This is a genomic window from Atlantibacter sp., from assembly GCF_032062175.1.
GTDB lineage: Bacteria > Pseudomonadota > Gammaproteobacteria > Enterobacterales > Enterobacteriaceae > Atlantibacter.
In genome coordinates this window covers 47,064-61,822 of sequence record NZ_DAMBQK010000011.1, presented here as the reverse complement: position 1 = coordinate 61,822, position 14,759 = coordinate 47,064, and the positions used below count along the sequence as shown (strand labels likewise).

Sequence of the window (14,759 nt, the reverse complement as noted above, 5' to 3'; positions counted from 1 at the left end):
ATGAATCATCGTCCTGTTGTGTGTTTTGTTTTCCGTTACGATTCTCATTTTCTGGCATTGAAAAACATTTTCGAATATATGTCTGACCGTGCCGTGGACATTTTTTTTTGCGGGTTGGATGATCAATCTTATCATTTTATAAATAAAACAATAGGCAATAAAAGTCCTGTGTTTTATCCAAATAATGTCTCTTCTTTTCTTGAATATGTTCAAGTTGACTATATATTTTGTGCTACAGGCGGTCGGGATCTTAATACAATAACGAAGGCAGTTGCTTCGAAAGACGCAATGATTATTTCATGCTTTCCTGGGATTTTATTGTCATCACAACTGGAATCATTTATTTCTAAAGTAAGAAGCCATTATGTTTTACTGAATTGTCGTAAAGATTATAAAATCTATAAGTCTATTTGTAGAATTGTTGGAGTACCCTTTAATGGCGTTCATTTTGGATCGCCATGGGTAAAAACTCTTTCCAATCGCAAAACAAAAAGTAACCATTGTATTATTATCGATCAACTTCAGGAACCCTACACCAAAAATAGTAGAGTCGCTTATGCAAATTTTCTTGCGTCAATTATCAAAGATAACCCATGTAAGAAATTCACCTTTAAAAGCCGCAACCATTTAATCTCGCCTGGAGAGATGATTTTTGATATCCAGGAATATTTAATGCTCTTCGACTTTAATAATTTGTCATTTACTGAAGTAAGCATTGAAGATTTATTGCTTGAAGTTGATGAGTGTATCACTATTTCTTCATCTGCAGCTATAAATTGCCTGGTAAATGGCATCAATGTCTATTTAATCGATGGTTTTACAGATTCATTTCGTGGCCAGGATTACTTTTCGGATTCAGGTCTTTTAACTCACTATGATCATTTCGCTTTTAACCGCCCTTTATCCGCTAATAAAAATTGGCTAAATAATCATGTTGTTTATTCGCAATGCGCGCAGAAGGAGTTCCTGTATAATTTACTAGTAACTAAATCTTTCTGCGCTAGTAAAAATATTAATATTAAGCGATCGCGTAATTTTATTATTCTTTTAATCATAATTAGATTCTTTTGGGTGTTTTTGAAACGAGAAAATTGGGTAGTATTGAAAAGAGTTAAAAATGTTTTATCAAGATTAGCTTAAGCTTGGGGTTTTAATGTTTTCTAAAAAGATAAAAAAACTGGTTTTTAAACCAAAGCAGTTTTTTAATGATTCATGGTTTTTTAATGCAAACAATAAAACTAATGAATTATTGTCGGGTAATCGCTTTAATTGCAAAAATATATTTATCATCAGCAATCTTGGACAATTGAAAAAGGCTGAAGAGTTTATTAGGAGATATAATAAAAGGAATAACGGATTAATTGTGTTAGCTACCGAAAAAAATTTGCAAATGCCCAAGATAATTCTTGAGCAAATGGAAAAAAAATTATTTTCTTCAGCTAATTTATTAACTATACCTGTTTTCCCTAACGCATTTTCTTTCCAAAAAGCAGCCTGGTTCTATCATGTTTATAAGAAAATCGTAGAGATATCAAATGCTCAACATGCTTACTTTATGAGCTACGAGTATCATTATTCTATTTTCTTATCTTTATTCAAAAAAAACAATATTAGATGTTCTTTGATAGAAGAAGGTACTGGGACCTATAAAAAATTATCTCAGTCTAGCTTTGCTAATGTTAATTTCTTTTCAGGGTATTTTAATGCAATAAAATCTTTTCGCTATCCAGATTTACGATATGAAAAGGTTTATGGATCATTTCCAGAACTCTTGAAAGAGAGATTTCAAGCAAAAGAATTTATTGAATTCACCAATGCACCATCAGCAAAATTATCTCCAAAAGTTAATATCGTTATTGGTAAATATAACCTAACCAGCCATGATATCATTTATGTCAACCAAAAATATGCTATTAACCAGACTTTGTTTGCTAAAAGTTTAGTATCTATCCTTCAACGTTTAGAGAAAGATAAAGGTTCGAGAATATTTATTAAGCTTCATCCCAAAGAACCTGTTAAAAACGTGTCTATCATTAGCAAAGCTATCAAAGATGCTAAGTGTAAAGATATTGTTTTGATAACTGAACCTGATTTTTTAATAGAACCTGTCATAAAAAAATTCAAGATTAAGATGCTAATTGGTTTGACATCTTCTTCTTTAGTTTACTCTCCCTTAATTTCAAATAAATGTCAGCCTTACTCGATAGCACCGCTTATGCTTGAGTTATGTAACAATAAGCAATCTCGAAAAGGCATTATAACTCTGAGCCAGCACTTTGACATTTTGAAGAATTTTACAAACGTTAGAATCATATCATCTTTCAGCGATCCTATTTTTAAACATCAATAAAATTTGCAACTACAATTAAAAGGGCGTTTTGTAACGCCCTTTTTTATTGCGCTGAGCACTCTTATTTATAGAAAACATTATTAATTTGAGTGTGTTGTAATAAGTAATTGCGAAAATTATTTAATAATAACATGTCAGGTTTATGATGTTTTTTCCAGAAGCTGTTAAGGTTACCCTGGTAAGTTAATCCCTTCATGTCATAAATCGCTTTTCCCATCACTTTTAATGGCTTGTTGTGGATTAGCGCTGAAATACCCGCAGTACTATTAATCGTAATAACAGCCTTTGAATGGGTAAGTAACTTTGGCATTGATAAGTCATGTATATATATTATTCTTCCTTTGACATGGTATTTAGCTTCAAGCTTTTTAATTAGAGGACTATAGAGCCTGTGGCCCCGGTCCATTGGGTGGTGTTTAAATACCAAATAGTCCGAAGAGCATGCATATTTGCTGAAAGAATAAATAACTTCGTTTATATAGTCTCTAATGTCATCATATGGGCTGTGGTTTCTGATTTGACTATCGTTATAAACCTGTAATATTGCAAGAAAGTATTGATTATCAAGATTGTTCGTCAAATAATTAAGTCGCTTATGCTGTAATAGTGCATACCACTTCTTTCGATACCATGCACGTATCCAGCAACGTGCTTCATAAATGGGAGAGAATGATTTATGATGTCTGTAGTTCGGAAAATTTTTTTTATATAAACTTCCCATAAGATAATACCACGTCGCATGAATATTTCTTTTAGCTATAGATGGAATGAAATGTTTAATTTCTTTTTCTTCATAAGGTGGGTGGTTTCTATAGAAGTCAGGATCTTTAGGAAGTGTTGAAAAAGCATTTACCCCTTGTTTTTCTAAGGTAATAAAATGCGGCCTTAAATATCCTTCTTCAAAAACCAAAAATTGAATTTTCTTCGATTTTGACCATGAAGAGGCGGCTTGATGCAGAGGGCGGCAATCACCGAAACATATTATTGTGTCAAAATTATACTGCTCCCATGTTTTCTTTAGCCATGATGGGAACTCATGTACTGTTTGCGTATACCGTACATGCCTATTTTTACGATTGTAAAAATAATCTCCACCATTAAATATTACACTTGTGACTTCACGGTCCTGAGATATCAACCAATCTGCTAAATCTGAAAAAAATGGTCCCATTGGTCCTTGTAGCAAAAGATATTTTTTCCCACTGAGAAGCATCTCTACTGCAAAATTAGATGTTATATTTTTCATTTTGCTCGCACTCATTAAATAACAACTTTTATAACCATTTTTATTTTTCTTACTTTACGAGCTATCCAACTTATCAATCCTGACACAGCCTTCATCTCACCACGCGGCGCGCTCTTCAATACGCTGACCGCGTCCTCTACCGTTATGGGCTCCTGCCGGACCGGATGGATATAAGTTGGATACGCGATTAGCGCCTGATAAACCACATCATCCAGGCTCAGCTTGCGGGCGCGGCGCGGCAGGGTATGTTCATCATGCGTTAGCCCCCAACCGGCATAAAACGGCATTCCATAGCAGTAGACCTGTTTGCCGTGTAGCAGCGCCTCAAAGCCCGAAAGCGAGGTCATGGTGTGTAGCTCATCGGCTAGCTGGATGCAGTCGATAATGTCCGCATCCCGCGCTTCACAATCTGCCCATGCAGCCAGATCTTCCGGGGCAATTTGCCCCATGCGATTACCCACCACCACATCAGGATGGGGTTTGTAGATAACAAACGCGTCAGGATTGCGCTCGCGCACTGTTCGCAGTAAATCGCGGTTGGTGTTGATGGATAACGTGCCGGTGGCGATGGAGGCGTCGTCCTCTACCTGTCCGGGTACCAAGAGAACACGTTTACCCGTGGCCCTGGCAGGCAGTTGCCATGCGCCGCCGAGGTTATATTTGCTTAGCTTATGCGCCACCAGGCTCTGGCGTAACGCCTGCGCACGTTGGGACTGCGATGCGGTTAACGCACTGGCGTTGAGCAAATTTTCCAGGTCGCTGGGACGACGGGCGTCGTAGTAGATACCGGTTTTATCGAGCACCAGCGAGAGCGGAGGCAGTAAATCGGAACCCAGGCCTGATGAGCGAATAAAGCCATCTTCCATGCGCCATAGCGGCAGCGATTTTTGATTGGCTGAGGATTGCCACGTCGCTTCGCCGCGCGTACCCCACACCACGCAGGCGGTTGCGTCTTTACCGCGTTTTGAAAAGTTGAGGCGATTATCAGCGGTTTTAAGAAACGGCTTTAATACCGAGCATTTCCATAAGCTCAGGCCGGGTGCCCAGATATGGCCCGCGCGGGCTAAAATATGGCGGCGTTGTAGGGCCAACCATTCCATCACAATACGCAAGTCTGCGGGTTCGCCGGTTACCGGGTTGCGGTAGCGGGTATAACGCAGATAGGCGGCGGTGAACAGCGCGTCCAGCGTGGCAGGCTGCCGCCGCGCGGCAAGCATGGCGGCATTCGCATGGCGATCGTCTGTCAGGCCCCATCCGGCGTACCAGGGTTGCCCAAAACAGACAACGGGTTTACCCGCCATCAGGGCCTCAAAGCCGTACTGAGAGGTCACGACGTAGACTTTATCCATATGGCGCAGCAGCGACTGCGGGCTAACATCCTGAGCGAAAAGCTGGATTTGCGCGTCGTTGCGCAGCCCGGCGAAATAGCCTGCTTTTTTACCACACAGTACATCAGGGTGGACTTTCACCAGGATCCGCGCATCAGGGTTTTCACGCCGCGCGGTTTCCAGCATTTCTGTAAAACGTGAAGGGTCTGCATTGCCTTTGCTGACGGAGACATCGCCAACGGTTTGATCGACCACCAGCACCTGTTTGCCGGACCAGGCATCGGGGATCCAGGGCGCAGCCTGATTATATTTAGAGAGATCGTAGCTGACGATGTCCGCCATCAATTGGCGAGCCTCGTTTATCAGCGGCGCGTTGCCAGCGGTATCCTGAATCAGGGCTTCGAGCGTGCTTGGCGTAGAGGCGTCGTAATACATACCCTGGTAATCAACGACCATCGACAGCGGTGGGCAACCCGTTACGCCCAGCCCAAGCGAACGGATAAAACCATCCTCAAGACGCACGACAGGCAACCGGGCCGCTTGTGCCAGGTCGACAGGCTTACGGGCGCTGGGACGAAAGCCCCACACCGCAACGGCCTCAATACCCGGCGGGACCGGGCGTTGTGATGACAATTTTTGATGGGGTCCAGGCAAAAAGCTTTCGCGAAACGGAATGCGCCAGATACCACCGGAAAAAATGCCTAACACCGTGTATGCCTCTCCCTGATTAACCCTGCCCACGTAGGGGCAGGGCCGATGGTTACAACGTCAGAATAACTTTTGCCGCCACGGCCAGTTGGTACAGGATCGTGGAAATACCGCGCGTAACTTCGATGTTCTTCGACTCGTACTTCGGCAATACCATAATCTCGTCACCGGCACGCATTTCTTTAACGTCATCGGCGTTCAGCGCTTCACCGTTCTGGCGGATCACGATGATTTTGGAGTTACCCGATTTCTGCGTCAGGCCGCCGCATTTCTCGATGTACTCTTCCGGATCCAGGCCTTTCTCCCAGCTTACGGCGTTCGGGAACAGCACTTCGCCGTGAACTATCACCAGAGACGTTTTTTCCGGGATGCTAATCACATCGCCATCTTCCAGCAGTACCGAGTCGATGTTTTTCTCGTTCAGCACCACCTCGCCTTTAGGCACCACGGTGCGGGCTTTAGCCACAAAGCGGCTGACCAGCTGCGCTTCCTGCATGCGTAAGCGCGCTTCTTCTTGCGTGGATGATTGTGCGGAAAGCGAAGCCTGCTCCAGTTTTTGCAGGGATACGTCGAGCATCTCTTTTTGACGCAGCGCCACGGAGCGGCGGTACAGTTGGATGGCATCCATCTGCGACATGCTGTTCGGGCGCACCTGCGACAGGACCTGGCGCATCGTTGCGCCGTACGGCAGCACAATAGCGTGCTCGCCGGAGTGTGCGCCTTCTACACGTACCTGGATAGTGCCGGCATAGCGGTCGGAACTGACAACCAGTTTGTCGCCATCCTGCAAGGTGCGGCCCGGCGCAGAGCTCAGCGGATAATATTCGCTGCGCTTCATGGTGCCCTGCTGGCGAATAATCGTCATATGGGTGGCACCCGGCTTAGGCCGCGCCCAGCTCAGGGCTTCAGTCACAGGGATGGTGCTGTTGGCGAATTCAAAGTCATAGCTGTTGAACACGTCGCCTTCAACGCTAAAGGTGTGCTGGCGTGGGCCAACCACGATGGTGTCGCCATCGGAGAACTGCGACAGCGCCAGATTGCCGCTGAGCAGGAAGTCATACAGATTGACACGCGAGCGCACGCGGGTGCCGCGTTTGACGACAATATCCACATAGCTGCCGCGATCGCTGTCAACGCCGCCCGCTTTGCTCAGGTACGAAAGCAGCGAGTCAGACGCTACGCCGCCGTAAAGGCCAGGATTGCGGACATAGCCAGTGACGAACACTTTTACCGGCTGCGCCTGCACCAGCGAGGCATAGACGTTAACGTTCGCCTGGTACACTTCTTTCACTTTGCTGGTGACTAAAGCATTCAACTGCCCGTTAGTGATCCCGGCGACTTTCAGCGGGCCGACGTTAGGCAGGAAGATATTCCCTTTCGGATCCACCGTTAACGCGCCGTCGAAGCTGAAAGCGCCCCACAGGCGGATTTGGATGGTATCGCCCAGGCCAATCACGTAGCTCGGGTTAAAACCGATGCTGGCGCCGCTGTCTGCGGTAGAAGAAGTGAAAAGCTGGGCACCGAACATACGGCTCATTAACGCCGCGCTGGCGGGAGGAGGCGAGTTATCAAACCCATCGCTGGAAACGGCTGGTTGGTTCTGGCCAGGCAGCAGATCCGGCATTGGCGCGCCCGTGAGGTTAGGGTCGGCATTAATGCCAACGGCGTTAGCCTGTGCTAACTGACAGGCCAGGGCGACGCAAATCCATTTTAATAATTTCATAGCAAACTCAGTGATGACTCTTATTAATCTTTATGATCTTCAATAACCGCCAACAGCAGTTTTATGGTTCCGAACAGTAAACCGCACACCAGCAACCAGCTGGCGAGCAGGTAAGGAATATTCGGGAAGCGTGATTCTTCAGGACGTTGCGGCGAGCTGATCACAGACAGCACTTTCAGCTTACGGGCCGATTCAACGCGCGTTTTTTCAATTGACGTGAGCGCCAGCTTGTAGATTTCGGTATCAAACGCCACCTGGGATTTGATCTCTTCGAAATCCACCGCCATACGGTTGAGCTTATGGCCGTCCGGCGCGGTGATTTTGCTTTTCTCTTCGTCAATCTGGCTGGCAAGAGAATCAATGGCATTACGCGCGCTCACCACCTGCGGCGCATCTTCGCGCAGATAGGTCAGCAGGTTTCGCAGCTCGGCTTCCATCTGGATCTTCTGGCCCATCAGGGTGTTGACCAGGGTACTGGCGGCCAGCGCCTGAGCCTGCGGATCGAGCACGTTATTGCTGTTCTGATAAGTCAGCAGCAGGCGTTTGCTTTCATCCAGTTTGGCGCGCGCTTTTTCCATCTCGCTTTCGGCGAACTGCTGTTGGTCCCTGGCGATACGGTGGGAAAGTTCGTTAATAAAGCGCTCGGATTCTTTCAGTACCGCCTGGTTGAAGCGTTGCGCGAATTCCGGGGTGAAGCCCTGTGTCTGGATGGTTAACAGGCCGTTTTTATCATCCCAGGAGACCGCGATGCGGTTGCGGTAATAATCCAGAAACTTCTCTGCGGTCACGTGCTGCGGTAGATGATAGAGAAAATCCAGGCCGCTCTGGCTGAATGCCTCATGAAAGTTAAGTTGCTTATCGAGGATAGCCAGCATATCCGGCGAGTTGATGTACTCTTTCAGATACAGGGCATCTTCGACCGAGCTGGGATTGGATGCGCCTAACAGCAGCCCCACGTTGAGGCTGCTGCCGTCGATATCACTGGAACGCTTAATGGCTACGGTAGATTCGCTGACATAGCGTGGTTGGCTAAAAATCACCAGATAGATAATCAGCAGCGTCATTGGGATCAACACGACTAATTTTCCCAAATGTCGCTGAATAGTTTCCAGATTAATAACAGCCAATCTACGCTTTACCGCTGGAATACCGGTTCTTACTTTCTCAATAAACATGCCAGTTTCGTCATCTACAGGAGCGATTTACGCTCGGTTTCTTTTGCAGGAAATCCCTGTCAAATCATCAATTGAAAATACGTAATAAGCCGACGATGTCGTCATTTTCAGTGACCAGCAGCGAAGAGACGCGGCGTTTCTGCATAATCTCTTCGGCTTCCACCACCATCATTTGCGGGCTGATTGTCAGCGGTTGGCGCGTCATCATTTGTTCAGCGGTGGCCGTCAGGAAATCGTCATGTTTTTCCATAAAACGACGCAGGTCGCCGTCGGTGATAATTCCCGCCAGGCGTTGCGCTACGGTCACCGCCACCATGCCCTGGCAGCCGCTGGAGATTTCCTGGATGACTTTTTTAAAGTCGGCCTGGGCATCGATGGTAGGTACATGGCCCACCATGACATCGCTGACGCGGGTAAGCAGCCGGCGTCCTAAAGAACCGCCTGGGTGATAGCGGGCAAAATCGTCAGAGCGGAACTGCCGTTTTTCCATTAACGCAATGGCTAGCGCATCGCCAATCGCCATCGTGAGCGTGGTGGAGGTGGTCGGCGCAAGATTGTTGGGGCAGGCTTCGCTGTCCATATGCAATTCCAGCACCGCATCGGCATGTTTTGCGAGGGTGGATTGACCGTTGTTGGTGATGGCAACAATGCGATTGCCGAAATTTTTCAGCGACGGAATCAGCTTGAGGATCTCATCGGTTTCACCGCTGGCGGAAATCAAAATCAACAGATCGTAAGGCGTAATCATCCCCAGATCGCCGTGAAAGGCTTCAGCGGGATGAATAAAGAAACTGGGTGTGCCGGTGGAGGCCATCGTGGCGGACATCTTCCTGCCCACGTGCCCCGATTTTCCCATGCCGGACAGGATCACATGGCCTTTGCATTCCAGCATCATTTTAAGGGCGGTGGCGTATTGTGCCGCGTCGAGTTGGTGCGACAGCCTGGACAAGGCCTGGCCTTGTTCGCTTAAGGTGCGTTGAACCGAGCCAATCAGGGTTGCGTCCACAATGATTGGCGTTACGTCAATTTGGGATTGCTCAGGCATACTCATTCCTTTGAAAGATCGTCGCAGCGGGAGGCCGTGACTGAACTTAATCATTAAATTCGGTAATGAATCTTGGCGTATTTCGTCTACGGCGTCGTGCTTCAGGATTAGCGCTGAACAGCAATACTGGAGGGAATGAAGCAAATATTGCTAACGTTAATGTCAAACAAAGCATTCGCGTAGTACCAAAGTACTACAAGCAAGCGGAAAAGCAGGGGATTTTTAACACAGTAGAACTGTCGAAACAAGGACAATGAGAAAAATCTGACAATAGGGTTAAAGAGCGAAGAGATCGTTCAACCAATGTCCCCTGGTCCCTGTTTTACCCGGGGTAAAATTATCTCAATAAATCAAAGAAGTGCTCAACTGCTAATAATAGCAGTGGTGAAGGATAAAAAAATGGCCCTCTGCTTGAGGGCCATTTTCGTTACTTAGCGATACGTTTGTACTTGATACGCTTCGGCTCCAGCGCGTCAGCGCCGAGGGTGCGTTTTTTGTACTCTTCGTACTCGGTGAAGTTACCTTCGAAGAATTCCACTTTACCTTCATCCTGATAATCAAGGATGTGAGTAGCGATACGGTCAAGGAACCAACGGTCGTGCGAGATAACCATCGCGCAACCCGGGAATTCCAGCAGGGCGTTTTCCAGCGCGCGCAGGGTTTCGATATCCAGGTCGTTGGTCGGTTCGTCGAGCAGCAGCACGTTGCCGCCTACCTGTAGCAGCTTCGCCAGGTGCAGACGACCACGCTCACCACCGGACAGTTCGCCCACGCGTTTGCCCTGGTCGACGCCTTTGAAGTTAAAACGGCCCACATAGGCGCGGCTTGGCATTTCGGTGTTGCCGATACGCATGATATCCAGCCCGCCGGATACTTCTTCCCACACGGTTTTGCTGTTGTCCATGCTGTCGCGGAACTGATCCACAGACGCCAGCTTCACGGTTTCACCCAGGGTGATGGTGCCGCTGTCCGGCTGTTCCTGGCCTGACATCATGCGGAACAGGGTGGATTTACCCGCGCCGTTTGGACCGATGATGCCGACAATCGCGCCTTTCGGTACTGAGAAGGTCAGATCGTCGATCAGCAGGCGATCGCCATAGGATTTACGCAGGTTAGTCACTTCAACCACTTTATCCCCCAGGCGTGCTCCCGGCGGAATAAACAGTTCGTTGGTTTCGTTACGTTTCTGGTATTCGGTATTGTTAAGCTCTTCAAAACGCGCCAGACGGGCTTTGCCCTTAGACTGACGGCCTTTCGCGCCCTGGCGTACCCACTCCAGCTCTTTCTCAATGGACTTACGGCGAGCCGCTTCCTGAGACGCTTCCTGAGCCAGACGCTGATCTTTCTGCTCCAGCCAGGAGGAGTAGTTGCCTTCCCACGGAATACCTTCGCCACGGTCCAGCTCCAGGATCCAACCGGCAACGTTATCGAGGAAGTAACGGTCGTGGGTAATGGCCACGACGGTGCCTTCGAAGTCGTGCAGGAAGCGTTCGAGCCAGGCCACGGATTCCGCATCCAGGTGGTTGGTCGGTTCGTCGAGCAGTAGCATGTCTGGCTTTTCCAGCAGCAGACGGCACAGCGCGACGCGGCGGCGTTCACCCCCGGAGAGATTGGCGATTTTGGCATCCCAGTCCGGCAGGCGCAGCGCATCGGCGGCACGCTCCAGTTGGGTGTTCAGGTTGTGGCCGTCGTGGGCATGGATGATCTCTTCGAATTTGCCCTGTTGCGCGGCAAGTTTATCGAAGTCGGCGTCCGGTTCAGCGTATTTGGCATACACTTCATCGAGGCCTTTCAGGGCGTTAACCACTTCGGCAACCGCTTCTTCCACGGATTCACGTACGGTATGTTCGGTGTTGAGCTGTGGCTCCTGCGGCAGGTAACCGATTTTAATGCCAGGCTGCGGACGCGCTTCGCCTTCGATATCGGTATCAATGCCCGCCATGATGCGCAGCAGGGTAGATTTACCGGCCCCGTTCAGGCCCAGTACCCCGATTTTTGCACCGGGGAAGAAGCTCAGAGAGATGTTTTTAAGAATATGGCGTTTCGGCGGAACCACTTTGCCGACACGATGCATGGTATAAACGAATTGAGCCACGTTGCGACTTCGCCTCTTTATATTCATTGGTGATGTGATTAGTGGCGAAGTGTAGCCTTTTTCCCTGGCTAATCCCAGCATCGTGGGCGCGGAGTGTTAGCTCGCCCGCAGCCCGCGGCAAAAGTAAAAAAGTGTCCGCGACGTGGCGCAACCGCAATCCCCTGGTTAGCATAAAGTATCGTATTACAGCGGCATGATGCCGCAGCCGTTAATCCATCATGAGGGATTTCGAGTGATGAAAGCTAAACAGACCGCCTGGCGAGTGCTGACTGCGGGCGTGTGTCTGATGACCATCAGCCAGACGGTATGGGCTGATTCGCTGGAAGCGCAGCGCAGCCGCTACGCCCAGGTGAAGCAGGCATGGGATAACCGCCAGATGGATACCGTGGCGCAACTGATGCCCACCCTGACCGAGTATCCGCTCTATCCCTATTTGCAGTACCGCCAGTTAACCGACGATCTCATGAATCAGCCGGCGTTGACCGTTACGCAGTTCGTCCGCGCTAACCCAACGCTGCCCCCCGCCCGGACCCTGACCAACCGGTTTGTCAATGAACTGGCGCGCCGGGAAGACTGGCGCGGGCTGCTGGCCTTTAGTCCGCAGGCGCCTTCCGCGACGGAAGCGAAATGCAACTATTACTATGCGAAGTGGAACACCGGCGATACCGTTACCGCGTACAGCGGGGCGAAAGAGATCTGGTTGACCGGGAAGAATTTACCGTCGGCCTGCGACCGCTTGTTTTCCGCCTGGCGCAGTTCCGGACAGCAGGATCCGCTGGCGTACCTTGAGCGCATCCGGCTGGCAATGAAAGAGGGCAATACTCGCCTCGTCAGCAATCTGGCGTCGCAGATGCCTGCGGATTACCAGACCGTCTCCAGCGCCCTTGTCAGCCTGGCGAACGATCCTAATAGCGTGCTGACCTTTGCCCGAAGCGTCGGCTCGACCGATTTTACCCGCCAGATGGCGGCAGTGGCTTTTGCCAGCGTGGCGCGCCAGGATGCAGAAAATGCCCGGTTGATGATCCCATCGCTGGTGCAGGCGCAACAGCTTAACGACGCGCAGGCACAGGAGTTGCGCGATTTGGTGGCGTGGCGTCTGATGGGCAACGACATCACCAGCGAGCAGGCCCGCTGGCGCGACGATGTGATTATGCGTTCGGAGTCGACGTCGCTTATCGAGCGGCGAATTCGTATTGCGCTGGGCACGGGCGATCGTGTCGGGCTGAATACCTGGCTGGCGCGGCTGCCGATGGAAGCCAAAGAAAAGGACGAGTGGCGCTATTGGCAGGCTGATTTACTGCTGGAGCGCGGACGCACTGAAGAAGCCAATCAAATCCTGCGCTCGCTGATGCAGCAGCGCGGCTTTTACCCAATGGTAGCGGCCCAGCGGCTGAATGAAGATTATCCGTTGCGGGTGGATAAAGCCCCGAAAATGGACGCTGCATTATTCCAGGGGGCTGAGATGGCCCGGGTGCGCGAGCTGATGTATTGGGGGCTGGATAACACCGCGCGCAGCGAATGGGCGAACCTGATCACCAGCCGCCCCAGCCAGGAGCAGGCGGCGCTGGCGCGTTATGCGTTTGACCGCGACTGGTGGGATCTCAGCGTGCAGGCCACCATTGCCGGTAAGCTGTGGGATCATCTGGAAGAGCGTTTCCCGCTGGCTTATGAAAACCTGTTCAAGCGCTACGTCAGCGGTAAAGACATTTCACAAAGCTACGCGATGGCGATTGCCCGCCAGGAGAGCGCCTGGAACCCGAAAGTGCGCTCGCCGGTTGGCGCGTCGGGGCTGATGCAAATCATGCCCGCCACCGCCACCCATACCGTGCAGAAGTTTGGTATTTCTGGTTACAGCGGCGTGAATCAGCTGCTTGACCCAGAAACCAATATCAATATCGGTACTCAGTATCTGGAATCGGTGTATCAGCAGTTTGGCGATAACCGCATTTTCGCCTCGGCGGCGTATAACGCCGGGCCGGGCAGGGTACGCACATGGCTTGGCAACAGCGCAGGCAGGATCGACGCGGTGGCGTTTGTCGAAAGTATTCCGTTCTCAGAAACCCGCGGCTATGTGAAAAACGTGCTGGCTTATGACGCCTACTACCGTTATTTCATGGGCGATAAACCGGTTCTGATGACCCAGAATGAGTGGCAACGTCGTTACTGATGATGAGCAATATGTTATGCTGCTGTACTAGTTAAATAGTATGAAGGTAGGGCGGCATAACATGACTCAACAATCACCCTGGTCTGCAGCGCAGGATGAACAGAGCCAACAGGAATGGCTACGTTTTGTGGATCTCCTGAAGCAGTCCTTCGACAACCAGCTTCATCTTCCTTTATTAACGCTGCTCCTGACGCCGGACGAACGGACGGCGCTGGGAACGCGCGTGCGTATTATTGAAGAATTGCTGCGCGGCGAGATGAGCCAGCGCGAACTGAAAAGCGAGCTGGGCGCGGGGATCGCCACGATTACGCGCGGCTCTAATAGCCTGAAGTCTGCCCCGGTGGAGTTACACGCCTGGCTTGAAGAGATCCTGCTGAAAACTCAGCGGTAAACGGCGTTGTGAAACGGCGATAACGCCAGCACTACCGCCTGATGGTAAACGCTGCTACGGGTCAGCGCGCCGGCGGTAAACACGCCAATCGCGCCTTCTTTACGGCCGATTTCATTAATACCGGTATACGCCGACATCACCGGCCCGAGGGCCTGGCCCGCGCGCACTTTTTCCAGGATCACGGCGGGAAGGGGCAGCGTGGCGGATCGCGCTTCACCGCGCTGCTGCGCATTTTCAATGACCACCCAACTGAAGGTGCTGTCGTCGTCAATGCCGGCTTCAATTGCCACCCAGAAATCAGCGTCCGGGCACTGCGAGCGGGCATTGGCGACGCGATTGCGTGCGCCGAGCCGCGTTTCATGACTTCCAAAAGGCTGTTCCGGCACGCCGCTCTCGACGTCCACTGAGGTGATGTGGCAGGATCCTGATGTAAATATCTCGTTAAATGCCTGCAGAATCGCCTGAATTTTGGCGGGATTAGTGGTAGCGCAGATAACGTGGTACATAATGTTTAACGTCTCGTCTCAATCA

At 49.9% G+C, this 14,759-nt stretch carries 11 protein-coding genes; 4 read left to right on the top strand and 7 right to left on the bottom strand.

Annotated elements, in window-relative coordinates; translation table 11 throughout:
- Both RT120_RS11965 and RT120_RS11960 read left to right on the top strand, forming a co-directional pair.
- A complete protein-coding gene (locus RT120_RS11965; RefSeq protein ID WP_312982847.1) occupies window positions 1-1,140 on the top strand; it encodes a DUF6716 putative glycosyltransferase in 1,140 nt (379 codons plus the stop codon).
- Window positions 1,141-1,153: 13 nt separating this feature from the next.
- Complete coding sequence (locus RT120_RS11960) at window positions 1,154-2,350, top strand: alpha-2,8-polysialyltransferase family protein (RefSeq protein ID WP_312982846.1); 1,197 nt, start codon at window positions 1,154-1,156, stop codon at window positions 2,348-2,350.
- 61 nt (window positions 2,351-2,411) lie between these two features.
- On the opposite strand, the gene RT120_RS11955 is transcribed toward RT120_RS11960, so the two are convergent.
- The 6 genes from RT120_RS11955 to ettA form a co-directional block, all read right to left on the bottom strand.
- Window positions 2,412-3,596, bottom strand: coding sequence for a capsular biosynthesis protein (locus tag RT120_RS11955; protein WP_312982845.1), 1,185 nt, complete (start codon window positions 3,594-3,596; stop codon window positions 2,412-2,414).
- Between the two features lie 14 nt (window positions 3,597-3,610).
- A complete protein-coding gene (locus RT120_RS11950; protein WP_312982844.1) occupies window positions 3,611-5,632 on the bottom strand; it encodes a capsular polysaccharide biosynthesis protein in 2,022 nt (673 codons plus the stop codon).
- Between the two features lie 52 nt (window positions 5,633-5,684).
- Window positions 5,685-7,355, bottom strand: coding sequence for a polysaccharide biosynthesis/export family protein (locus RT120_RS11945; RefSeq protein ID WP_312982843.1), 1,671 nt, complete (start codon window positions 7,353-7,355; stop codon window positions 5,685-5,687).
- Between the two features lie 23 nt (window positions 7,356-7,378).
- Entirely contained in the window at window positions 7,379-8,530 is a 1,152-nt protein-coding gene (locus RT120_RS11940) for a capsule biosynthesis protein (RefSeq protein WP_312982842.1), read from the bottom strand.
- 67 nt (window positions 8,531-8,597) lie between these two features.
- Window positions 8,598-9,575, bottom strand: coding sequence for a KpsF/GutQ family sugar-phosphate isomerase (locus tag RT120_RS11935; protein ID WP_312982841.1), 978 nt, complete (start codon window positions 9,573-9,575; stop codon window positions 8,598-8,600).
- 427 nt (window positions 9,576-10,002) lie between these two features.
- Window positions 10,003-11,670: an energy-dependent translational throttle protein EttA gene (gene ettA / locus RT120_RS11930; RefSeq protein WP_312982840.1), complete on the bottom strand. Its 1,668-nt coding sequence runs from the start codon at window positions 11,668-11,670 to the stop codon at window positions 10,003-10,005.
- 232 nt (window positions 11,671-11,902) lie between these two features.
- On the opposite strand from ettA, the gene sltY reads away from it, so the two are divergent.
- Window positions 11,903-13,837 carry a murein transglycosylase gene (gene sltY / locus RT120_RS11925; RefSeq protein WP_312982839.1) on the top strand — a complete coding sequence of 645 codons (1,935 nt, stop codon included), beginning with the start codon at window positions 11,903-11,905 and terminating at the stop codon, window positions 13,835-13,837.
- 61 nt (window positions 13,838-13,898) lie between these two features.
- Window positions 13,899-14,228, top strand: a complete 330-nt coding sequence (gene trpR, locus RT120_RS11920; RefSeq protein ID WP_312982838.1) for a trp operon repressor — start codon at window positions 13,899-13,901, stop codon at window positions 14,226-14,228.
- On the opposite strand, the gene yjjX is transcribed toward trpR, so the two are convergent.
- The gene (yjjX, locus tag RT120_RS11915; protein ID WP_312982837.1) at window positions 14,219-14,734 is read right to left on the bottom strand and encodes an inosine/xanthosine triphosphatase; all 516 of its coding nucleotides are present in this window, start codon (window positions 14,732-14,734) and stop codon (window positions 14,219-14,221) included. The two genes, trpR and yjjX, sit on opposite strands and share 10 nt — an antisense overlap.
- Between the last annotated feature and the right edge of the window lie 25 nt (window positions 14,735-14,759).

Coding starts and splice junctions, on each gene's coding strand:
- RT120_RS11965 (WP_312982847.1), top strand. CDS start 1: ATGAATCATCGTCCTGTTGTGTGTTTTGTTTTCCGTTACGATTCTCAT.
- RT120_RS11960 (WP_312982846.1), top strand. CDS start 1,154: ATGTTTTCTAAAAAGATAAAAAAACTGGTTTTTAAACCAAAGCAGTTT.
- RT120_RS11955 (WP_312982845.1), bottom strand. CDS start 3,596: ATGAAAAATATAACATCTAATTTTGCAGTAGAGATGCTTCTCAGTGGG.
- RT120_RS11945 (WP_312982843.1), bottom strand. CDS start 7,355: ATGAAATTATTAAAATGGATTTGCGTCGCCCTGGCCTGTCAGTTAGCA.
- RT120_RS11940 (WP_312982842.1), bottom strand. CDS start 8,530: ATGTTTATTGAGAAAGTAAGAACCGGTATTCCAGCGGTAAAGCGTAGA.
- RT120_RS11935 (WP_312982841.1), bottom strand. CDS start 9,575: ATGCCTGAGCAATCCCAAATTGACGTAACGCCAATCATTGTGGACGCA.
- trpR (WP_312982838.1), top strand. CDS start 13,899: ATGACTCAACAATCACCCTGGTCTGCAGCGCAGGATGAACAGAGCCAA.
- yjjX (WP_312982837.1), bottom strand. CDS start 14,734: ATGTACCACGTTATCTGCGCTACCACTAATCCCGCCAAAATTCAGGCG.